The organism is Streptomyces lanatus, assembly GCF_014655715.1.
Lineage (GTDB): Bacteria > Actinomycetota > Actinomycetes > Streptomycetales > Streptomycetaceae > Streptomyces > Streptomyces lanatus.
This window is the reverse complement of record NZ_BNBM01000008.1, coordinates 128,707-147,624: the sequence shown is the minus strand read 5'-3', so window position 1 is coordinate 147,624 and position 18,918 is coordinate 128,707. Positions and strand designations below refer to the sequence as shown.

Below are 18,918 nucleotides of genomic sequence, written 5' to 3'. Positions count from 1 at the left end.
CTCTCTCTTCGGCGGGGCCCGCGGGTGAATGGCTCCGCCACGGGTTATCACGGAGCGGGAAGGGGGTGGCGGGACGATGCGGGCGATCAGCGGACTCTGGCGCTGGCGGCACAATCCGCTGCGCCGTGCGACCGATCTGGCCGAGGCCTGGATCGCCCTCTCGGCCCTGCTGCTGATCCTGGTCGTGACACCTCTGGTGGGCTCCCTGGTGGGCGGACTCGCGCGGGGGGCGTTGCAGGACTCGGTGCGTGAACAGCGCGCGTCCCGGCATCTGGTGACGGCGACCGTGGTCCGCAAGGTGAAGGGCTCCTCGCTGGACGTCGACCCCGAGGCGGCCACCGGACGGGATATGCGCACCAGAGTCGTGGCCGACTGGATCGCACCGGACGGCACCGTGCACCAGGGCCGGGTCATGGCGAGCCTCGACACCCCTCGGCCGGGCGACCGGTTCCGGATGTGGACGGACGAACAGGGCCGCACCGTGGCCCGCCCGTTGGACTCCGCGACGGCGGCGACGCATGCCGTGCTCGCCGGTTTCGGCGCGGCACTGCTGGCGGCCGGTCTCATCGAGGGCAGCAGACGACTCATCGTCTGGCGCATGGTCCGTCGCAGATACGACCGTTGGGACCAGGCCTGGGACAGAGCGGGCCCGGACTGGGGCCGGACCGGCACCGGCAGCTGACGGCCTTCCGGCTCTGGTCAACCCACCACCCGCGCGCACGCTACGGTGGACCGGCCGAAGTCTTCGGCAGTCAGGCCCTGTCGTTTGGATCAGGCCGGCTGTGAGGCGCAGTTCCTCTCGGCCGAGCCGAGCGGGGTCCGGTGCGTGCAGCTGCAAGGCGGAGGAGGGAGTCGACGCGGAGCGTCGGCGACCGACGACAACGCGGCAGATGTGCGCACCAGACCCCGCGACGCCGGCATGATCCAAACGACAGGGCCTGAACCCGCGTACTACGAGGTGGGGGCACATCAACGCCATGGCACAGGGCACGGTCCAGGTGACGCACACCGGCACCTCGCGGTGGCGGCGCCGCACGGGTGAGTACGCATCGCTCGCCGCCGCCCTGGAGGCCGCGGCCGACGGTGATGTCCTCACTGTCGCGCCCGGCACCTACCGGGAGAACCTCGTCGTCCAGCGGGCGGTGACCCTGCGCGGCCCCGAGGGCTCCCCGGGTTCGGTGCGTATCGCGCCCGTGGACGGTGTGCCGCTGACGGTGCGTGCCTCGGCCGTGGTCCAGGACCTTCATGTGGAGGGCCAGGACGCGGCGGCGCCCGCGCTGCTCGTCGAGGAGGGCGCTCCGGAGCTGACGGACGTCCGGATCGTCACCCGGTCGGCGGCCGGGATCGAGGTGCGGGGCGGCGCGCGGCCGACCGTGCGGCGCTGCACCGTCGACAATCCCGCGGGCATCGGCATCGCCGTACTCGACGGCGGGGGTGGCGTGTTCGAGGAGTGCGAGGTCGTCGCGGCCGGCCAGGCGGGCATCGCCGTACGCGGCGGCGCCCACCCGCGCCTGGAGCGCTGCCGAGTGCACCACGCCGCCGGCTCGGGACTGACGGCGACCGGCGAGAACTCCGCCCTGGAAGCGGTCGGTTGCGAGGTCTACGAAGTCCGAGGCTCAGGCGTCCAGATCACCGCCCGGGCCACCGCCCACCTCACCGACTGCGACGTGCACCGCACCACGGCCGACGGCGTCACCCTCGACACGGACGCCGTACTGACGCTGGCGGACTGCCGTATCCACGACATCCCGGAGAACGCGGTCGACCTGCGCTCCCGCTCGGTCCTCACCCTCACCCGTACGACGGTGCGTCAGTTCGGGCGCAACGGCCTGTCCGTATGGGACCCGGGCACACGCGTGGACGCCAACCAGTGCGAGATCTTCGACAGCACCGGCGACTACCCTGCGGTGTGGGTCAGCGACGGCGCGACCGCCGTACTGGACTCCTGCCGGGTGCACGACGTCCCGGACGCGCTGTTCGTCCTCGACCGCGGCTCCCGCGCGGACGTCGTCGACAGCGACCTCTCCCAGGTCCGCAACACCGCCGTGTCGGTGAGCGACGGCGCTACCGCCCAGCTCGACGACTGCCGGATCCGGGACGCGGCGACGGGTGCCTGGTTCCGGGACCACGGCAGCGGCGGCACGCTCAACAACTGCACCCTGGACGGCATGCAGACTGGCGTGATCGTCACCAAGGGCGCCGACCCGGTCATCGAACGCTGCACGGTCGACTCCCCGGCGGAGGCCGGCTTCTACGTCTCCGCAGGCGGCCGTGGCACCTTCTTGAACTGCCGAGTGCGGGGCAGCGCGGGCTACGGCTTCCATGTGATCGACGGCTGCCGTACGACGCTGAAGAAGTGCCGTACGGAGCGGTGCGCGCGCGGGGGTTACGAGTTCGCGGACGGCGGCCCGGACGCGGCTTCCGGAGTGGGCCCCGACGTCGAGGACTGCACCAGCGACGAGAGCGCCGGCCTCAGGCAGCCGCCCCCGGCACCGGAACCCGCCGTGCAGACGGCGAACCAGTCCCCCGGCCTCCTCGGCGCCATCCCCGGCCAGCGCACCACCGAGCAGGAGCCGCTGGTCGCCGCCGCGCAGGCCGAGCAGGAGCCGACGCGCACCTCCAAGGCCGTCCTCGGTGAACTGGACGCGCTGGTGGGCCTGGAGAGCGTCAAGCGCGAGGTCCGTGCCCTCACCGACATGATCGAGGTGGGCCGGCGCCGACAGCAGGCAGGCCTCAAAGCAGCGTCCGTCAAGCGCCATCTGGTCTTCACCGGCTCCCCCGGCACCGGCAAGACGACGGTCGCCCGCCTCTACGGCGAGATCCTGGCCTCCCTCGGTGTCCTGGACAAGGGCCATCTGGTCGAGGTGTCCCGTGTCGACCTGGTCGGCGAACACATCGGCTCCACCGCGATCCGCACCCAGGAAGCGTTCGACAAGGCGCGCGGCGGGGTGCTGTTCATCGACGAGGCGTACGCGCTGTCGCCGGAGGACTCGGGCCGTGACTTCGGCAAGGAGGCCATCGACACGCTGGTGAAGCTGATGGAGGACCACCGGGACGCGGTCGTGGTGATCGTGGCGGGCTACACCGCCGAGATGGAGCGCTTCCTCTCCGTCAATCCCGGTGTGGCGTCCCGTTTCTCACGAACGATCACCTTCAGCGACTACGGCCCCGACGAACTCCTGCGGATCGTGGAGCAGCAGACCGAGGAGCACGAGTACCGGCTCGGCCCCGGTGTCTCCGAGGCCCTCCTGAAGTACTTCACGGCGATCCCCAAGGGCCCGGCGTTCGGCAACGGCCGTACGGCACGCCAGACCTTCGAGGCGATGGTGGAGCGACACGCGGGCCGCGTAGCCCAGCTGGCCGAACCCAGCACGGACGACCTGACCCTGCTGTACGCAGAGGACCTACCCGACCTCCCCTGACCCCACAGACCGAGATCGCCGTAGACCACCAAGACCAACAGCAAGTGCCCACCAACAGCCATCGTGCCAACGACACCGGCCGTGAGAGAGCCGCAGGGGGCGCGTCGGTGTCGAGAGGCCGAACGCGCGGAGGCGCGAAGCGCCGAGCACGATCGGCCTCTCGACACCGACATGTGGCGCCCCCGGAGGCGACCGAACCAGATATTCGGCACGCCGGCTGCAAAAAGCACTGTCCAGCCAACTGAGCAATATCACTCCACCCCCGCCCGCTGCCCCGGCACCTCCGGCGTCAGCCGCGCCAGCAACCGCTCCCGCTCCTCCGCGAACGCCGGATCCGCCTGATAGTCCCCATGCCCAAGGATCGGCGCAGGCAAGGGATGCTCAGCCGTACGCCCGTACGCCAGCGGATCCTTGAGAGGCGCGCCATCCACGGCATGCGCACCCTCGCCCGGCAGAAGCACCGGCCCGCCAATGGGATCGGTAACCCGATACAGATTCCGCCAGCAGTCGACCTCACCATGCAGCGAGGCAAGCGCGCCCGGCCCGAAGTGCGCCGGAAACCAGCGCCCGTACAGCCGCTCCAACGGCGAGCCATAGGTCAACAGCGCAACGCGCCTACGATCGGCAGCCGTCAGCTGCCAGGCCGCCGCGGCGGCGAGCACGCTGCCCTGCGAGTGCCCGGAGATGACAAGCCGTCGGCCCTCCTCGGCACGCGTCCAGGTCACCATCCGCCAGGTCAGGTCGGGCACGGCCCGCTCGGCGTAGCAGGGCGGGGCGAAGGGGTGGGCGGCACGCGGCCAGAAGGTGCCGACGTCCCAGAGGATGCCGATGGTGCGCCGGGCGGAGGCGTCCTTATAGGCGCGCCTGCCCCAGGTGACGAAGAGTATGAAGCCGACGCCGATCAGCCAGGAGCCCAGTGCCTGGGCGGTCTGGGCGGCGCCGTGCACGAAGGCGTATGTCCCGTCGGCGGCCTGGCTGGGGGTCTCGTCGGAGGTGAGGGCGCCGACGAGGGCTCCGGCACCGAACAGCAGAGTCGCCGTCGCGGTGGTGGCGACCACGAGAGGGGCGCGGTCGGTCAGCGTCGCCATCGCGCGCACGCTGGCGATACGGCGGGTGCGTGCCGTGTCCCGGGGCTCGCCTGCGTAGTCGACTTCCACGGTGCCCAGCTCGGTGCGGCGCAGCCGCCAGGCGCGCCATGCCAGCCAGCCGCAGAGCAGCAGCAGGAGGACCAGCAGGGGCGGGATCACGGACGCCTGCCAGGTGAGCAGGACCGGCGGGCCGACGATCGAGGCGCCGGTGCCGTCGAGCCAGTCGGCGACCCGTTGGGCGACTCCGCCGGACATCAGCCCGCCGAGGGCGCAGGCCAGCATCACCACGGCCGGTCCGCCGAGGCCTCGCATGGCGGCGCGCGGGTCGGGCCGGGTGCGGTGCAGGAGGTGGGCGACGACGGCGAGGACGATGACGAGCAGGCCTTGGAGGAAGGCGATGGCGCCGAAGGTGGGGTCGCCCGGGAGGCGGCCGGTGGACTGCCAGCCCGGCCGGTCCCAGCCGGCGTAGACGAGGGTGAGCGCCAGCAGGGCGAGGGCGGCGAGCGGGAGGCGTCGTACGAGATGTTCGTCGAGTTCCTGGTCGAGGCGGTTCTCGCTGCGGCCGCGGCGGCAGACCACCCAGATCACGACGGCCGCGCAGGTGACGAGTGCCGCGTCCAGGGCCCAGCCCAGCGCGTCGAGGAGCGTGGGGCCGCCGGGCGCGCGGTCGAAGCGGGCCGCGGCCGAGCCGACCGCCGCGGCGACCGTGAGCAGGCCGGCGGCGGTGTGCGCGGCGCGCAGCCGGGCGACGAGTCGGCGGCCGTACCAGAAGCCGGGGCGGCCGAGCGAGGTGCCGCCGGTCTCCTCGTCGGGCTCGGGCTCGCGGGTCATGGGCTGCTGGGACTCGTAGGCGCTCCAGGTGCGGCGGGAGAGGTACCAGAGTAGGCCGGTCAGCGCCGCGGGCACGAGGGCCGCGAGGGCGAGCCTGCGGCCGGGGCGGCTCCACCAGCCGCCGTCCGCGGGCGACAGGAAGCCCAGCCAGCTGTGCCGCTCGGTGCACGCGTGCGTGCCCGCGCACTGCCAGGCCGCCAGGTCGAGGGCGACCTCGCAGGCGGCGGCGACGAGCAGCACGGTCAGGGTCAGCCCGGCGAGCCGCACGATCAGGCCGTACAGGCGCACCGTCCGGGCGCGGCCCTCGGTGGTGGGGCGCATCCAGTGGGCGAGGTTGACCACCATGAACGGCAGCAGCAACAGCCACAGGGCGCGTGCGCTGTTGCCGGAGGTGAGGTTGCACCAGACGTACGCCTCGGGAACCGGCTTGCCGCGGTAGTCGTCCGGCCTGGTCTCGGCGTCGACGTCGTCGGCCCGCCGGAAGACGGCGGCGGTGTCGTCGCCGGTGATCCGCACGGTGCGCGGATCGTCGAGCATCTCCTGGGGTGTGGTGCCGCCGACGCCGTGGACCAGGAGTTCCAGGGCGATTCTCGTGTTCTCGGGCGGCCCTGCCGCCCCGTTCGTGGTGACGCGTTCCTGCGCGCGGTCCATCTCTCGCACTTCCCCCGTGACGAGCCAGTGGCTTCTGTCGGTGCGGGCACAGGATCTCCCCGAAGAGGCTCCCGCACACCTCTCGTCACGGAATCTCCCCGATCCGTGTGAAGTACTGCGGAACGGAAGATGCAGAGGTGACATGCGCGCGTCGGGACGGCCAGTGGCGCGAGGGGTACCCACCCGTGCGAGGATGGGACGCCCCGCGGACCCGGAGGGGCGAGAATGTCCTTGTGGGAGCCGGTGCGCGAGGCGTGTCGGACAGCCTGAGGCGAAAGGATCGGAGCGTACGTGAGCGAGAATCAGAACCTCCTCGCAGAGCAGCGGCGCGCCCTGATCCTGGACGAGGTACGGCGTCGGGGCGGGGTCCGCGTCAATGAGCTGACCCGGAAGCTCGGCGTGTCGGACATGACGGTGCGCCGCGATCTCGACGCGCTCGCCCGGCAGGGCGTGCTGGAGAAGGTGCACGGCGGCGCGGTCCCGGTGGTCGAGGCCAGCACGCACGAGCCGGGTTTCGAGGCGAAGTCGGGTCTGGAGCTGACGGCCAAGGAGGACATCGCCCGCGCGGCGTCCGAGCTGGTCGCGCCGGGCAGTGCGATCGCCCTGTCGGGCGGTACGACGACGTATGCGCTGGCGCATCAGCTGGTCGATGTCCCCGACCTCACGGTGGTCACGAACTCGGTGCGGGTGGCCGATGTCTTCCATGCCGCGCTGCGCACCACGGGCCCCCGGCAGGGAGCGGCCACGGTCGTGCTGACCGGCGGGGTGCGCACGCCGTCCGACTCGCTGGTGGGTCCGGTGGCCGACCAGGCGATCGCGGCGCTCCACTTCGATGTGCTGTTCCTCGGTGTGCACGGCATATCGGTCGAGGCCGGCCTGTCCACACCGAACCTCGCGGAGGCCGAGACCAACCGGCGCCTGGTGCAGTCGGCGCGGCGGGTCGTGGTGGTCGCCGACCACACCAAGTGGGGTGTGGTGGGGCTGAGTTCGTTCGCGGCCCTGGAGCAGGTCGACACGCTGGTGACGGACGCCGGTCTTGAGACCGAGGCGCGCTCGGAGATCGCTGAGCATCTGCGGCGGCTGGTCGTGGCCGGTGAGCCCGATGAGGGTGCAGACATCTGACGGGGCGCCAGCTATGGTGGCGCTGCCCGGAGCGGTGTCGGCATAGGGGGTTTCGTCCATGGCTCACCTGCTGCGCGAGGTGGGGCTCGACTTCGTCGGGATCGCGCCTGTACGGCATGTCAACGCGCGGGAGGTCGCCGCTCCACCGGAGGCGGTGTTCAACGCGCTCGCCGAGGATGTGCCGGGCTGGACGCAGTGGTTCTCGGCGGTGACGCTGGCCCGCCCACTGGACGACGGGGCCCGGCGCGAGATCCGGCTCAAGGGCGGCACACGCTTCGAGGAGACGATCCTCGCGGCCAAGAGCCCCGAACTGTACGCCTACCGCGTCGACGTCACCAATGTGCCGGGGGCCCGGTCCCTGGTCGAGGAGTGGCGGCTCACCCCGGCGGGCACGGGCACGCGGGTCCAGTGGACGTTCGCCGCGGACGGCACGGCACCCTTCCGGTTCGCGCTCGGCCTCGCGGGGGTCGGCCTCCGCCGGGCCTTCCGGGACGCGGTGACGTCGTTGGACCGGCGGCTGACGGCCTGAGGTTCACTCGGGCCAGACACCCGTCTCCAGAAGCTGCTCGATGGCTCTCGCGTACGGGGCGATGTCCAGGCCCTGCTCGGCCAGCCACGCGTCCGAGTAGTACTTGTCGAGGTACCGGTCCCCCGGATCGCACAGCAGCGTCACCACGCTTCCCCGCCGTCCCTCCGCGACCATCTCGGCGACGATCTTCAGGGCGCTCCACAGCCCGGTGCCCGTGGAGCCGCCCGCCTTGCGGCCGATGGCCCGCTCCAGGGCGCGTACGGCGGCCACGCTCGCCGCGTCCGGCACCTTCATCATGCGGTCGATCGCGCCGGGCACGAAGCTCGGCTCCATGCGCGGACGGCCGATGCCCTCGATACGGGAACCGCAGTCGCAGGTGACGTCCGGATCGCCGGTGGTCCAGCCCTCGAAGAAGCAGGAGTTCTCCGGATCGGCGACACAGATGCGGGTGTCGTGCTGCATGTAGTGGACGTACCGGGCGAGGGTCGCGGAGGTGCCGCCGGTGCCGGCCGTGGCGACGATCCACGCGGGCTCCGGGAACCGTTCCAGCTTCAGCTGGCGGAAGATGGATTCGGCGATGTTGTTGTTGCCGCGCCAGTCCGTGGCCCGTTCGGCGTAGGTGAACTGGTCCATGTAGTGGCCGCCGGTCTCCACCGCCAGACGGGCCGATTCCTCGTACATCTTCCGTGAGTCGTCCACGAAGTGGCACTGTCCGCCGTGGAACTCGATGAGGCGGCACTTCTCGGCGCTGGTCGTGCGGGGCATGACAGCGATGAAGGGGACGCCGATCAGCTTCGCGAAGTACGCCTCGGAGACGGCCGTGGAGCCGCTGGACGCCTCGATCACGGGGCGGCCCGGCCGGATCCAGCCATTGCACAGGCCGTAGAGGAACAGCGAGCGGGCGAGGCGGTGTTTGAGGCTGCCGGTCGGGTGGGTCGACTCGTCCTTCAGATACAGGTCGATGCCCCATCGCTCCGGCAGCGGGAAGCGCAACAGGTGTGTGTCGGCCGAGCGGTTGGCGTCGGCCTGGACTTTGCGCACGGCTTCTTTCAGCCAGACGCGGTAGGCGGCGTCGCTGTGGTCGACGTCGAGGGTCACGCCGGACGGGGTCTGCTGGATGGTGCTCACGGCGCTGCTCCTCATGCTCTTCGGCAACGGCGACTCACGCGGCCGTCACTTCGAGCATAAACATCTTCCGCACGCTTCTCACCTGCATAAACACACCTTTGAGCGCCTCAAAGGCATCCCTGGGCCAGGATTTCGCCGCGGCCTTGGGGGCGCATTCGGGCGAGTGCTCCGGGCGCCCCGGCCAGGGGTGACGTGCGTACTGGTGCTCGACGCGGTACGCGGGCAGACTGCACCGGACGGGACAGCGGTCCCGAACGGGGGCACACTGGATCACGATCAGAGCCGGCCGGGCCCGTACGGGACGGACCGGCACACCGAGGCGCTAAGGGGCGGGGCATGGCTGAGCCGGAGTTCAGGGCCACGGGCGTGCGGATCGGGAAGCGGCTGCGCTCGCTGACCCGGGCCGGGCAGATACGGATCAGCGACGGCAGGGTGCAGCTGCTCACCAGCTACGGCAGCGAGATCGACAGCGCTCCGGTGCAGGCGGTACGGGCGTCCAAGCCCTGGTTCGCCCCGGACGACAAGGCGCTCGCGGACCTCAACGGCAACCGCTATTCACTGACGTTGGGCGAGCACGACCCCGCTCCGGGAGAGCCCGGGCCGCCCGCGGCGCGCCGGTTCATCGAGGCCGTACGGAAGGCCGCCGGGCGTAAGGGCTGAGTCACTGCGAGTTGCGGTACCGCACCCCCTGCGTCACGCTGGTCTCACGTCACTCTGGGTTTACCGGCGATAACGCTGCGAACCAGCCCGCCGGCCACGACAGCAGGCGGCCGTTTTCTTCAAGCACCCTGCTGGATCCGTACTTCGTGTTCTTCCGGACCTCTTCAGTCGGGGAGTCGCAGCCGTGATCAGTTACCCAAGCAGGCACTGCACGGTGGAGCTCCAAGCCCTGCCGTCGCGGATCGGTCAGGTCCGCAGAATCGTATCTGCACACTTGCGCTACTGGCATCTTGATCCCTTGATAGACCGCGCCGCACTCGGTGTGACCGAGCTGCTGACCAACGTTCACCAGCACGCCCAGCCGGACAAGACGTGCACCGTGGAGATCGAGCTGCTGCTCGACCGGCTCATGGTCTCGGTGCGCGACCACGACCCGCGTCTGCCCGTCATGGCGGACGTCGCGGAGGCCGACACGCTGGCCACGTGCGGTCGCGGTCTTGCGATGGTGGCCGCGGTCAGCGAGAGCTGGGGTGTGCGGCCGGACGGCGAGTCCGGGAAGGTCGTGTGGTTCACGCTGCCGACACCCCTGGCCGCGGTTCCGGCCGGGGCCGCGCGGCCGCTGCAGCGGGCGGTGGTGGACAAGCCCGCGCGACGGTTCGCGGAGGTCGGTGAGCGGGTCGACCTGCGCAGGCCCGAACACGCTCCCGCCCGGTCGGCCGTTGTCGGCTGACCGGGCGGTGAGGGGGCTGTGCCGAGGGCGTTGAGGGCCCCTGTCACTCCGTGGCGATGGCCCGCAGTACGTCCAGGCGTGCCGCGCGGCGCGCCGGGCGCAGTCCCGCCAGGGCTCCGGCGGTGATGCCGACCAGGGCCACCACGGCGAGTTGCAGCGGCGGCAGCGCGAAGGCGAACGCGCTGTCGCTCGCGCCGTCGGAGGCCTCGACCAGCACCCAGCCGAGGAAGCCGCCGAGGGCGAGGCCGCCGACGGTGCCGAAGGCGGCGACCAGGACCGACTCCCAGCGGACCATGGCGCGCAGCTGGGCACGGGTCTGACCGACGGCCCGCAGCAGGCCCAGTTCTCGGGTGCGCTCGTGGATCGCCAGCGTCAGCGTGTTGGCGATGCCGAGGAGCGCGATGAGCACCGCGAGGGCGAGCAGCGCGTAGACGAGGGTGAGCATCATGTCGATGCCGCCCGCCGCGGACTGCGCGTACTCGTCCCGGGTCTGCACCTCGGGATTGCCGTACTGGGCGGCGACCTTCTCGACGGCCGCCTTGCCGTCGTCCGTGCTCACGCCGCCCTTGAAGGACACGGCGACCAGGGTGTCGGCGTCCTGGGTGCGGTGCGGGGCCCAGGCGTCGCGGGTGATGACGTAGTCGCCGGCGAGTTCGGACTGGCCGTAGACCGCGCGGACGGTGAAGGTCTGCGTACGTCCGTCGGTGAAGGTGAGGCGGGCCTTGTCGCCGGTCGTCAGGTGCTGCTTGTCGGCCTCGTTCTCGGTGATGGCGATGCCGTCGGTGCTCAGGCTGCTCATGGAGCCCTGGATCTGGCCGAGGTCGAAGGTGCGTTCCAGGGCGACCGGGTCGGTGACCGTCAGCGCCCGTCCCTTGCCGTCGACTTCGGCGACGCCCCGGCCGAGGCCTACGGCCGTGTCGACCTCGGGGAGCTTCTGGACCGCGTCGGCAAGGCGGGGGCTCAGGCCGCTGCCGCCCGCGCCGAACGACGGGGTGCTGATGGCGACGTCGCCCGCGAAGGACCGGGACACGGTCTGGTCCATGGTCGCCTTGAGCGAGGCGCCGAAGACCGTGAACAGGGACACGACGGCCACGCCGATCATCAGGGCGCTGGCGGTCGCCGCCGTCCGCTTCGGGCTGCGCAGGGCGTTGCGCCGGGCGAGGCCGCCGGTGACGCCGCGCAGTCGGTCGAGGGGGCCACCTAGGACCCGTACCGCCGTCGTGGAGGCCACCGGACCCAGGACCACGAAGGCGACCAGGGCGAGGACGGCGCCGCCCGCGGCCAGCCAGATGGACGGGGACACCAGGACGCCGGTGAGGGTGACGGCGATCGCGAGGGCGCCGAGTCCCAGGCCGGTGACGGCGCGGGTGCGGGAGGCGCCGGAGGTGTCGACCGCCGTTTCCCGCAGGGCCGCCAGGGGCGCGGTGCGTCCGGCGCGTACGGCGGGCAGCAGCGCGGAGCCGAGGCAGACCACGATGCCGACGGCGAGGGGCAGCGCCATGGACAGCGCGCTGATCACCAGGTCGCCCTCGGGGAAGGGGAATCCGATCGCCGGGAACAGGGCCTGGAGGCCCGCCGCGATGCCGATGCCGCCCGCGAGGCCGGCCAGCGACGCGGTGATCGCCACAGCGGTGGCCTCGACCAGGGTCGACGCGGTGACCTGGCGGCGGGAGGCGCCCAGGGCGCGCAAAAGGGCGTTCTCGCGGGTGCGCTGGGCCACCACGATCGCGAAGGTGTTGTGGATGGAGAAGGTGGCCACCAGGAGGGCCACGCCGGAGAACACCAGCAGGAAGGTGGTGAAGATCGACAGGAACTGGCTGGAGATCATGTCGGTGTTCTCCTGCGCCGACTCCTGACCGGTGATGGCCTCGACTCCCTTGGGCAGTACGGGAGTCAGCTCGTCCACCAGCTGCTGCTGGCTGACGCCGGGTCCGGCCCGCACCTGGATGCTCGCCGCCTCGCCGGGCCGCGCGGTGAGGTACTTCTCCGCGTCGGCCAGGGTCATGCCGGTGAAGGTCACCTGGGCCATGCCGTCCTCGCCGCCGAAGGTCGCGAGGCCCACGACGGTCACCTTGACCGGGTCCGGGGTGCGCAGGGTCGTGGTGTCGCCGATCTTCAGGTCGCCGCGCTCGGCGGTGCCGCGGTCGATGACGACCTCGCCGGACTTCCGCGGGGTGTGGCCCTCGGCGAGCTGGTAGGGGTTGAGCTTCGGGTCGCTGATCCAGTTTCCGGCGAGGGTGGGCGGGCCCTGGCCGCCGATGGGGTCGCCGTCCTTGGCGATGAGCTGGCCGGCTCCCTGGATGCTGGGCGCGGCGGCGGCGACACCGGGGGCCCGCTCGATCGTGCTCACCAGGTCGGTGGCGACCGGTGCGCGCACGCCCTCGCTCTCGCCGGGCGTGGTGATGGCGTCGGCGCTGCGGACGACGGCGTCGGTGCCGCTGGTGGCATTGCCGAACATGGTGTCGAAGCTGGCGCGCAGGGTGTCGCCCATGACGAGGGTCCCGGCGAGGAAGGCGACACCGAGGAAAACCGCGAGGAAGGTACCGGCGAAACGGCGCTTGTGGGCGCGCAAGGAGGCCGCGCTGATGCGGACGGACGCGTTCATGACGGCACCTCGAAGGCTTTCATGCGGTCCAGGACCTTGTCGGCGGTCGGGGATTCCATACGGTCGACCAGGCGTCCGTCGGCGAGGAAGACGACCTCGTCGGCGTGGGCGGCGGCCACCGGGTCGTGGGTGACCATGACGACCGTGCGGGCGGTCTGGCGGACGGTACGGCCGAGGAGGCCGAGGACCTCGCCGCCGGAGCGGGAGTCGAGGTTGCCGGTCGGCTCGTCGGCGAAGACGACGTCGGGCTGTCCGGCGAAGGCGCGGGCGACGGCGACGCGTTGCTGCTGGCCGCCGGAGAGTTCGGAGGGGCGGTGGTGGAGCCGGTCGCGCAGGCCGACGACGTCGATGAGCGCGTCGACCCACTCCGGGTCGCCCTTGCCGCCCGCGAGGTCCAACGGCAGCGTGATGTTCTCCGCGACGGTGAGCGTCGGCACCAGGTTGAACGACTGGAAGACGAAGCCCACGCGGTCCCGGCGCAGCAAGGTCAGACGGCGGTCGTCGAGGCTGCTCAGCTCGGTGTCGCCGATGTGGGCGGTGCCGGAGGTGAGCGTGTCGAGGCCGGCCGCACAGTGCATCAGGGTGGACTTGCCGGAGCCCGAGGGCCCCATGATCGCGGTGAAGCGGCCGACCGGGAAGTCGACGCTCACCCCGTCCAGGGCCCTCACGCTCGTGTCGCCGCTGCCGTACACCTTCACGGCGTCGACGACCCGGGCGGCCGTCGGCGTGGTCGTCGTGACGGTCGTGGTCGTCATGCCGCACCGCCCTTGCCCATGTCCTTACGGCCGAACTGCTCGTCCAGCACGGACAGCCGGCGCCAGTACTCGTCCTCGTCGATCTCGCCCGAGGCGAAGCGGTGGCCGAGCACGGTGATGGGCGAGTTCTCGTCGGGGGCCTGGGCGGGGCGCCAGGGGCCGCCGCGGCGTCCGCGCCACACCGTTCGGCGCAACAGGGTGATGCCGCCGATCACGACTGCCGCCCAGATCAGCGGGAACAGCAGGATCCACGGGCCGGGTCCGCCGTCTGCGAAGTGTGCGAGGGTCTGCATCTTGGGTCATCTCCCGAGTCGGTTCGGACTGTTTCCGGTGATGTCTCGAGAGTCGCGCCGGAGGGGGGTCCGGGTCGTCGTACGGCCAGCGGCAGTGGGCGTACCTCGCGGGGAGTAGACAGGGCCGATCGCGGTGCTCCTGAAAGCACTCGACTTCTGTAACTACTAGTATGTACAGTGACGGTATGAGCACCTCGGAGCGACTGATCGAGTCCACCCGCGAGCTGCTGTGGGAGCGCGGCTACGTCGGCACCAGCCCCAAAGCCATCCTGGAGCGCTCTGGCGCCGGACAGGGCAGCATGTACCACCACTTCAAGGGGAAGCCGGATCTCGCGCTGGCCGCGATCCGGCGGACCGCCGAGGAGATGCGGGCTACCGCCGCGGGAGTACTCGACGGGCCGGGATCGCCGTACGAGCGCATCGAGGCGTATCTGCGACGCGAGCGCGATGTGCTGCGCGGCTGTCCGGTCGGGCGGCTGACGATGGACCCGGACGTCATCGCCAGTGACGAGCTGCGGGCACCGGTGGACGAGACGCTGGACTGGCTGCGGGAGCGGCTCGCCGGGCTGGTAGAGGAGGGCAAGGAACAGGGGCAGTTCGCAGCAGGGCTCGACGCCGAGGCCATCGCGGCGACGATCGTCGCGACCGTGCAGGGCGGCTATGTCCTGGCGCGGGCCTCCGGATCGCCCACCGCCTTCGACACGGGCGTGCGCGGGTTGCTCTCGCTGCTCTCGCCGGGCCGGGAAGCTCGGTAGGAAGGCGGCTCCGATGCATGCGATGCAGTACCGGCTCACCTTGCCCGCCGACTACGACATGGAGATCGTCCGTCGGCGCGTCGCCGGCAAGGGTCATCTGCTCGACGGCTGGGAGGGGTTGGGCCTCAAGGCGTACCTGATGCGCGAGCGCGGCGTGCGCGGCTCGCCGGTCAACGAGTACGCGCCGTTCTACCTCTGGGACACCGTGGCCGGCATGAACTCCTTCCTCTGGGGCGGCCCCTTCCAAGGCATCGCCGACGACTTCGGGCGGCCGTCAGTCCGACAGTGGACCGGGTTGGCGTACGAGGAAGGCCGCGGCTCCCCCGCGCGGGTCGCGGTGCTGCGGCGCCAACAGGTGCCGGACGGGGTGCGGTTGGCCGACGTCGCGGCGGAGGCGGTGCGCGAGACCGAGCGGCTGGCCTGCGAGGAGGGCGCGGTTCTCGCCGCTTCCGCCGTGGACACGAGCCGTTGGGAGTCGATCCACTTCTCCCTCTGGGAGAACGACACGCCCACGGCCGACGGCGATGTGTACGAGGTGCTGCACCTGTCCGAGCCGGGGCGGGAGCGATTGCCGGGCTGAAGACATCCACCCCGACTGCGGTGGCGAGCCGGTCGCGAGACCTCGCCGCAGGTGACGACAAGACGACAAGGAGACCTCACGCATGCCCTTCGTCCGCATCGACGCCATGGGAGCCGACCCCGAGCGGCTCGACGCCCTCGGTCGTGCCGTGCACGACGCCCTGGTGGACGCCATCGGGATCCCGCCGGACGACCGCTTCCAGATCCTGACCGGCCACGACGGCACCCGGAGCACCCTGCGCTACGACGCCGATTACCTCGGCATCCACCGGGACGACGGCCTCGTCCACGTCACGATCACCATGCGGTCCGGGCGGACCCCCGCGCAGAAGCAGGCCCTGTACCGGCGGATCGCCGAACTCGCCCTCGCGTACGCGGGGACCGAGCCGCGCAACATGTTCGTGCATCTGCTGGAGAACGAGCCGATCGACTGGTCGTTCGGGGATGGGGTGGCGCAGTACGCCACCGTGGCGCCGCCGCCCTGAGCGGGGGACCTGACGGACGGGGCCTAGCGGCCGGACCCGCCCAGGAGTTCTTCGCGTCGGGCGCCCAGAGCGCTCAGCGAGTCCTTCGTGATGTCCGCCAGGGCTACCGGGCACAGCAGGTGCTCCAGGGGAGCCGATCGTGTGCGGTGGTGTTCGTAGAGGGCGCGTCCTCCGGGGCTGCTGAGCCTGATGCCGAGTGCGGCGGCGCTCGGGCTGCTGCGGGGTGGGGTCGGGTGGCCGTCGTGTGCGCAAGTCGCGGCGGCGTGGTCCGGGAGCGTCGCCTCCAGCGCAGCGATCAGTGTCTCGAGTACGGAGGCGTCCCGTACGAAGTCGGAGACGGCGTACCAGGTGACCGCCATGACGACCAGCAGACGTCCGGGGCGGTCCGCCGGGTCGGCGGAGCGCAGTGCCTCCGCCTGGAGGGTGATCTCCTCGTTGATGTCGGTTCCCGGGTCCGGGTAGCCGTGCAACAGGGCGGACAGCGAGTCGATGTCGTCCTGGGCGCCCACGGGCAGCCGGGGTGGGACGTCCGGTGCCGAGCCGGGTTCGATGATGTCGAGGGCGATCCGCGCGAGTCCGGCGACGTTGCGTGGACAGAGCCACTGCTCACGGGGGTGGTTCTCGTCCCATGCGGCGTTCGGGTCGGGGAGGTCGCACAGCTGCTGGGCGAGGTCCTCGTCGAGTTCGGGCTCATGCTCCCGGTAGGGGTGCGTCCCGTGTTCGCAGGGCCGGTCGCGCAGGGCGCCGTCGGCCGCCTCCAGCGCCGCTCTGGCCTCCGGTACTACGCCGTCGCCCGGCGCCCAGGCGACGTAGGGGGCCATCATCAGCAGACCGATCGTCCAGACGTAGGCCGAGTCCCCGCCGGGATCGGCGGCCAGCCGCGCGGCACAGTCGAGGACCCTCCGGTCGTATGTGTCATTGCGCGGGTCGTCGTACTCCTGCCGGATCTCCTCCCAGACACGGGCGAGTTCATCGAGCGGCATGTCGTCGGTGATCACCGAGTGAGCCTATGCCAGGCCCTTCGGACCGGACCCGCTCGGAGCACGGGACAGGGCTGGACGAGACACCTAGCGCCCGCTGCCGTCCAACCGCCCCACGCGCGCCACGTTCTCCCGGTCCTCGGCGTCCCCGCTCACCTCGCCGGTGAACCACGCGTCGAGGATCTCCTTGAGCAGCGGCCCCGAAGTCAGGCGCAGGCTGAGGGCGAGCACATTGGCGTCGTTCCAGCGGCGGGCGCCGTCCGCCGTGTAGGCGTCCGTGCACAGGGCCGCCCGTACGCCAGGCACCTTGTTCGCGGCGATGGAGGCGCCCGTGCCGGTCCAGCAGCACACGACGGCCTGGTCCGCGGTACCGGCGGCGACCTCGCGGGCTGCCGCCTCCGAGCAGGCCGCCCACTGACGGTCGGCGCCGGGGCTCAGGGCGCCGTGGGTCGCCACGTCGTGGCCGCGCTCGCGCAACTCGGCGACGAGGAGGCGGGCCACGGGTTCGTCCATGTCGGAGGAGACGGAGATCCGCATGCTCCGAGCGTACCGCCGGGCATGCGCCGCCCCAGGCTCGACCGAGCCCCCCACGGGGCATGCGCAAGCCCGGCGCGCGACCGAGCATGGAGGGGAGCCGCGCAGCAGCAGAGGAGAGGCCATGCCGACCCGGCAGATCGAGGCAAGGGATGTCGTCCAGCGCTTCAACGCCGCGATCAACGCCCGTGACCTGCAAGAGCTGGAACCGCTGATGTCCGAGGACCACGTCTTTATCGACACCGAGGGCGGCACGGTCCGGGGGAAGGGGGCGTGTCTGGAGGCATGGCGCGGCTTCTTCGCCGCGTTCCCGGACTACCGCAACGTGTTCACCGACCTGTCCGTACGGAACGAGGTCGTCACCGTGTCCGGATACTCCCTCTGCTCACGCCCGGAACTCGCCGGTCCGGCCCTGTGGACCGCCCGTGTCACCGACGGGCTGGTCAGCGAGTGGCGGGTGTACGAGGACACGCCCGCAGTACGCCGCGAGCTCCGCCTGCCCCCGCCGAGCAGCCTCTAGGCCAGCGCCCCCAGCGGATCGTCCAGGACCGGCTGCCACGCCAACTCCGCCGCGCCGACCAGGCTGTTGTGGTCGAGGGTGCACGCGAGGATGGGGACGCTGCCGCTCTGGCCCCAGAGGCTGCGGTCGGCGACGACGGCTCGCAGGCGTTCGGGGTCGGCGTCGAGGAGGGTGCAGTGGAGGCCGCCGAGGATGATGCGGTCCGGGTTGAGGATGTTGACCAGGCCGGCCAGGCCCAGGCCGAGGCGGTCGATGAGGGCCTCGGTGGCGGTGCGGATCGTGGGGTCGTCGTAGTGGCCGGCGATCAGGTCCTTGGACTGCTGGAGCAGCGAGACCTCGGGGCCCGGTTCGCGTCCCGCCGCCGTGAGGAAGGCCAGCGGATCGGTCTCGACGTCGAGGCAGCCGCGGCTGCCGCAGTGGCAGGGTCTGCCCTCGGGGTTCACGGTGAGGTGTCCGACCTCCAGGGCGAGGCCCGAACTGCCGGTGTGCAGGCGGCCGTCCAGGACCAGGGCGCCGCCGACGCCGCGGTGCCCGGTGGCCACGCACAGCAGATCGCGCGCGCCGCGCCCCGCGCCGTGCCGGTGCTCGGCGAGCGCGGCGAGGTTGACGTCGTTGCCGGTGAACGCGGGACCGGTGATCCCGGCCGCGCGCACGCACTCCGTGAAGATGCGGCGGACGGGGGCGCCCACCGGCCACGCCAGGTGCAGGGGGTTGAGGGCGAGACCGTCGGGTTCCGCGACGGCGGACGGGACGGCGAGGCCCGCGCCGACGCAGCGGCGGCCCGTCGTACGCAGCAGGTCGGCGCCCGCCTCGACGACCGAGCCGAGGACCTTCGCGGGATCGGCGTCCACCGTCTCGCAGCCGGGCGCGGTGGCGACGATACGGCCGCCGAGGCCGACCAGCGCCGCCCGGAACCCGTCGGCGTGGACCTGTGCGGCGAGGACGACGGGCCCGTCCTCGGCGACCGCCAGCCGGTGCGAGGGCCGCCCCTGCGAACCGGCCGCCGCGCCGGGCCGGGCGTCGACCCGGATCAGTCCGAGCGCCTCCAGCTCGGCGGCGACCGCGCCGGCCGTGGCCCGGGTCACCCCTAGCTCCGCGGTGAGGACGGCACGCGTGGGCGCCCGCCCGGTGTGCACGAGCTCCAACGCGGGCCCGAGCGCACCGCGCCCCCGGTCCAACCGCGTCCTCGAGGTGGTCCCTTCCCCCGCCGGCCGGGGGTCCGCCTTGCCGCTCATGAGGGCGAGTCTCCCA

18 protein-coding genes are annotated in these 18,918 nt (G+C 71.8%); 10 read left to right on the top strand and 8 right to left on the bottom strand.

The features are described from left to right. Positions 1–76 precede the first annotated feature (76 nt). Together IE325_RS22410 and IE325_RS22405 are read left to right on the top strand one after the other, a co-directional pair. Positions 77–682, top strand: coding sequence for an Rv1733c family protein (locus tag IE325_RS22410; RefSeq protein WP_190071793.1), 606 nt, complete (start codon positions 77–79; stop codon positions 680–682). A 295-nt stretch (positions 683–977) separates the two neighbouring features. Further along, on the top strand, positions 978–3,422 hold the full coding sequence (locus IE325_RS22405; protein ID WP_190071792.1) for a right-handed parallel beta-helix repeat-containing protein: 2,445 nt from the start codon (positions 978–980) through the stop codon (positions 3,420–3,422). Between the two features lie 251 nt (positions 3,423–3,673). Here IE325_RS22405 and IE325_RS22400 read toward each other — a convergent pair whose 3' ends face one another. After that, positions 3,674–5,992, bottom strand: a complete 2,319-nt coding sequence (locus IE325_RS22400) for a hypothetical protein (RefSeq protein ID WP_190071791.1) — start codon at positions 5,990–5,992, stop codon at positions 3,674–3,676. Positions 5,993–6,283: 291 nt separating this feature from the next. Between IE325_RS22400 and IE325_RS22395 the strand changes: the two genes are divergently transcribed. After that, positions 6,284–7,114: a DeoR/GlpR family DNA-binding transcription regulator gene (locus IE325_RS22395; RefSeq protein ID WP_190071790.1), complete on the top strand. Its 831-nt coding sequence runs from the start codon at positions 6,284–6,286 to the stop codon at positions 7,112–7,114. A 58-nt stretch (positions 7,115–7,172) separates the two neighbouring features. Continuing rightward, the gene (locus tag IE325_RS22390) at positions 7,173–7,643 is read left to right on the top strand and encodes an SRPBCC family protein (RefSeq protein ID WP_190071789.1); all 471 of its coding nucleotides are present in this window, start codon (positions 7,173–7,175) and stop codon (positions 7,641–7,643) included. Between the two features lie 3 nt (positions 7,644–7,646). On the opposite strand, the gene cds1 is transcribed toward IE325_RS22390, so the two are convergent. Beyond that, a complete protein-coding gene (gene cds1, locus IE325_RS22385; protein WP_190071788.1) occupies positions 7,647–8,786 on the bottom strand; it encodes an L-cysteine desulfhydrase Cds1 in 1,140 nt (379 codons plus the stop codon). 321 nt (positions 8,787–9,107) lie between these two features. Here cds1 and IE325_RS22380 point away from each other — a divergent pair, with 321 nt between their 5' ends. Continuing rightward, positions 9,108–9,431, top strand: a complete 324-nt coding sequence (locus IE325_RS22380; RefSeq protein WP_190071787.1) for a hypothetical protein — start codon at positions 9,108–9,110, stop codon at positions 9,429–9,431. A gap of 184 nt (positions 9,432–9,615) precedes the next feature. Then, positions 9,616–10,161, top strand: coding sequence for an ATP-binding protein (locus tag IE325_RS22375; RefSeq protein ID WP_190071786.1), 546 nt, complete (start codon positions 9,616–9,618; stop codon positions 10,159–10,161). A 43-nt stretch (positions 10,162–10,204) separates the two neighbouring features. Here IE325_RS22375 and IE325_RS22370 read toward each other — a convergent pair whose 3' ends face one another. Genes IE325_RS22370 through IE325_RS22360 form a run of 3 tightly spaced genes read right to left on the bottom strand, consistent with a single transcriptional unit; the run spans position 10,205 to position 13,814 of the window. Further along, entirely contained in the window at positions 10,205–12,766 is a 2,562-nt protein-coding gene (locus IE325_RS22370; RefSeq protein ID WP_190071785.1) for an ABC transporter permease, read from the bottom strand. Next, positions 12,763–13,521, bottom strand: coding sequence for an ABC transporter ATP-binding protein (locus tag IE325_RS22365; protein ID WP_190071784.1), 759 nt, complete (start codon positions 13,519–13,521; stop codon positions 12,763–12,765). The genes IE325_RS22370 and IE325_RS22365 overlap by 4 nt, the downstream gene beginning before the upstream one ends. Next, the gene (locus IE325_RS22360; RefSeq protein ID WP_190071783.1) at positions 13,518–13,814 is read right to left on the bottom strand and encodes an SHOCT domain-containing protein; all 297 of its coding nucleotides are present in this window, start codon (positions 13,812–13,814) and stop codon (positions 13,518–13,520) included. The genes IE325_RS22365 and IE325_RS22360 overlap by 4 nt, the downstream gene beginning before the upstream one ends. Positions 13,815–13,999: 185 nt before the next feature. On the opposite strand from IE325_RS22360, the gene IE325_RS22355 reads away from it, so the two are divergent. From IE325_RS22355 to IE325_RS22345, 3 genes are all read left to right on the top strand, one after another. After that, positions 14,000–14,569: a TetR/AcrR family transcriptional regulator gene (locus IE325_RS22355; protein WP_190071782.1), complete on the top strand. Its 570-nt coding sequence runs from the start codon at positions 14,000–14,002 to the stop codon at positions 14,567–14,569. A 13-nt stretch (positions 14,570–14,582) separates the two neighbouring features. Continuing rightward, positions 14,583–15,149, top strand: a complete 567-nt coding sequence (locus tag IE325_RS22350) for a DUF4865 family protein (RefSeq protein WP_190071781.1) — start codon at positions 14,583–14,585, stop codon at positions 15,147–15,149. Between the two features lie 82 nt (positions 15,150–15,231). Continuing rightward, entirely contained in the window at positions 15,232–15,633 is a 402-nt protein-coding gene (locus IE325_RS22345; protein WP_190071780.1) for a tautomerase family protein, read from the top strand. Between the two features lie 23 nt (positions 15,634–15,656). Here the strand turns inward: IE325_RS22345 and IE325_RS22340 are convergent, their stop codons facing one another. Further along, positions 15,657–16,631 (bottom strand): hypothetical protein, encoded by a 975-nt coding sequence (locus IE325_RS22340; RefSeq protein ID WP_190071779.1) that lies wholly within the window; start codon positions 16,629–16,631, stop codon positions 15,657–15,659. Positions 16,632–16,700: 69 nt separating this feature from the next. After that, the gene (locus IE325_RS22335; RefSeq protein ID WP_190071778.1) at positions 16,701–17,150 is read right to left on the bottom strand and encodes an RpiB/LacA/LacB family sugar-phosphate isomerase; all 450 of its coding nucleotides are present in this window, start codon (positions 17,148–17,150) and stop codon (positions 16,701–16,703) included. Positions 17,151–17,271: 121 nt separating this feature from the next. Between IE325_RS22335 and IE325_RS22330 the strand changes: the two genes are divergently transcribed. Continuing rightward, positions 17,272–17,667, top strand: coding sequence for a nuclear transport factor 2 family protein (locus IE325_RS22330; RefSeq protein WP_190071777.1), 396 nt, complete (start codon positions 17,272–17,274; stop codon positions 17,665–17,667). Here IE325_RS22330 and IE325_RS22325 read toward each other — a convergent pair. Next, positions 17,664–18,902, bottom strand: a complete 1,239-nt coding sequence (locus IE325_RS22325) for an ROK family protein (RefSeq protein ID WP_190071776.1) — start codon at positions 18,900–18,902, stop codon at positions 17,664–17,666. The genes IE325_RS22330 and IE325_RS22325 overlap by 4 nt on opposite strands. Positions 18,903–18,918: the final 16 nt, after the last annotated feature.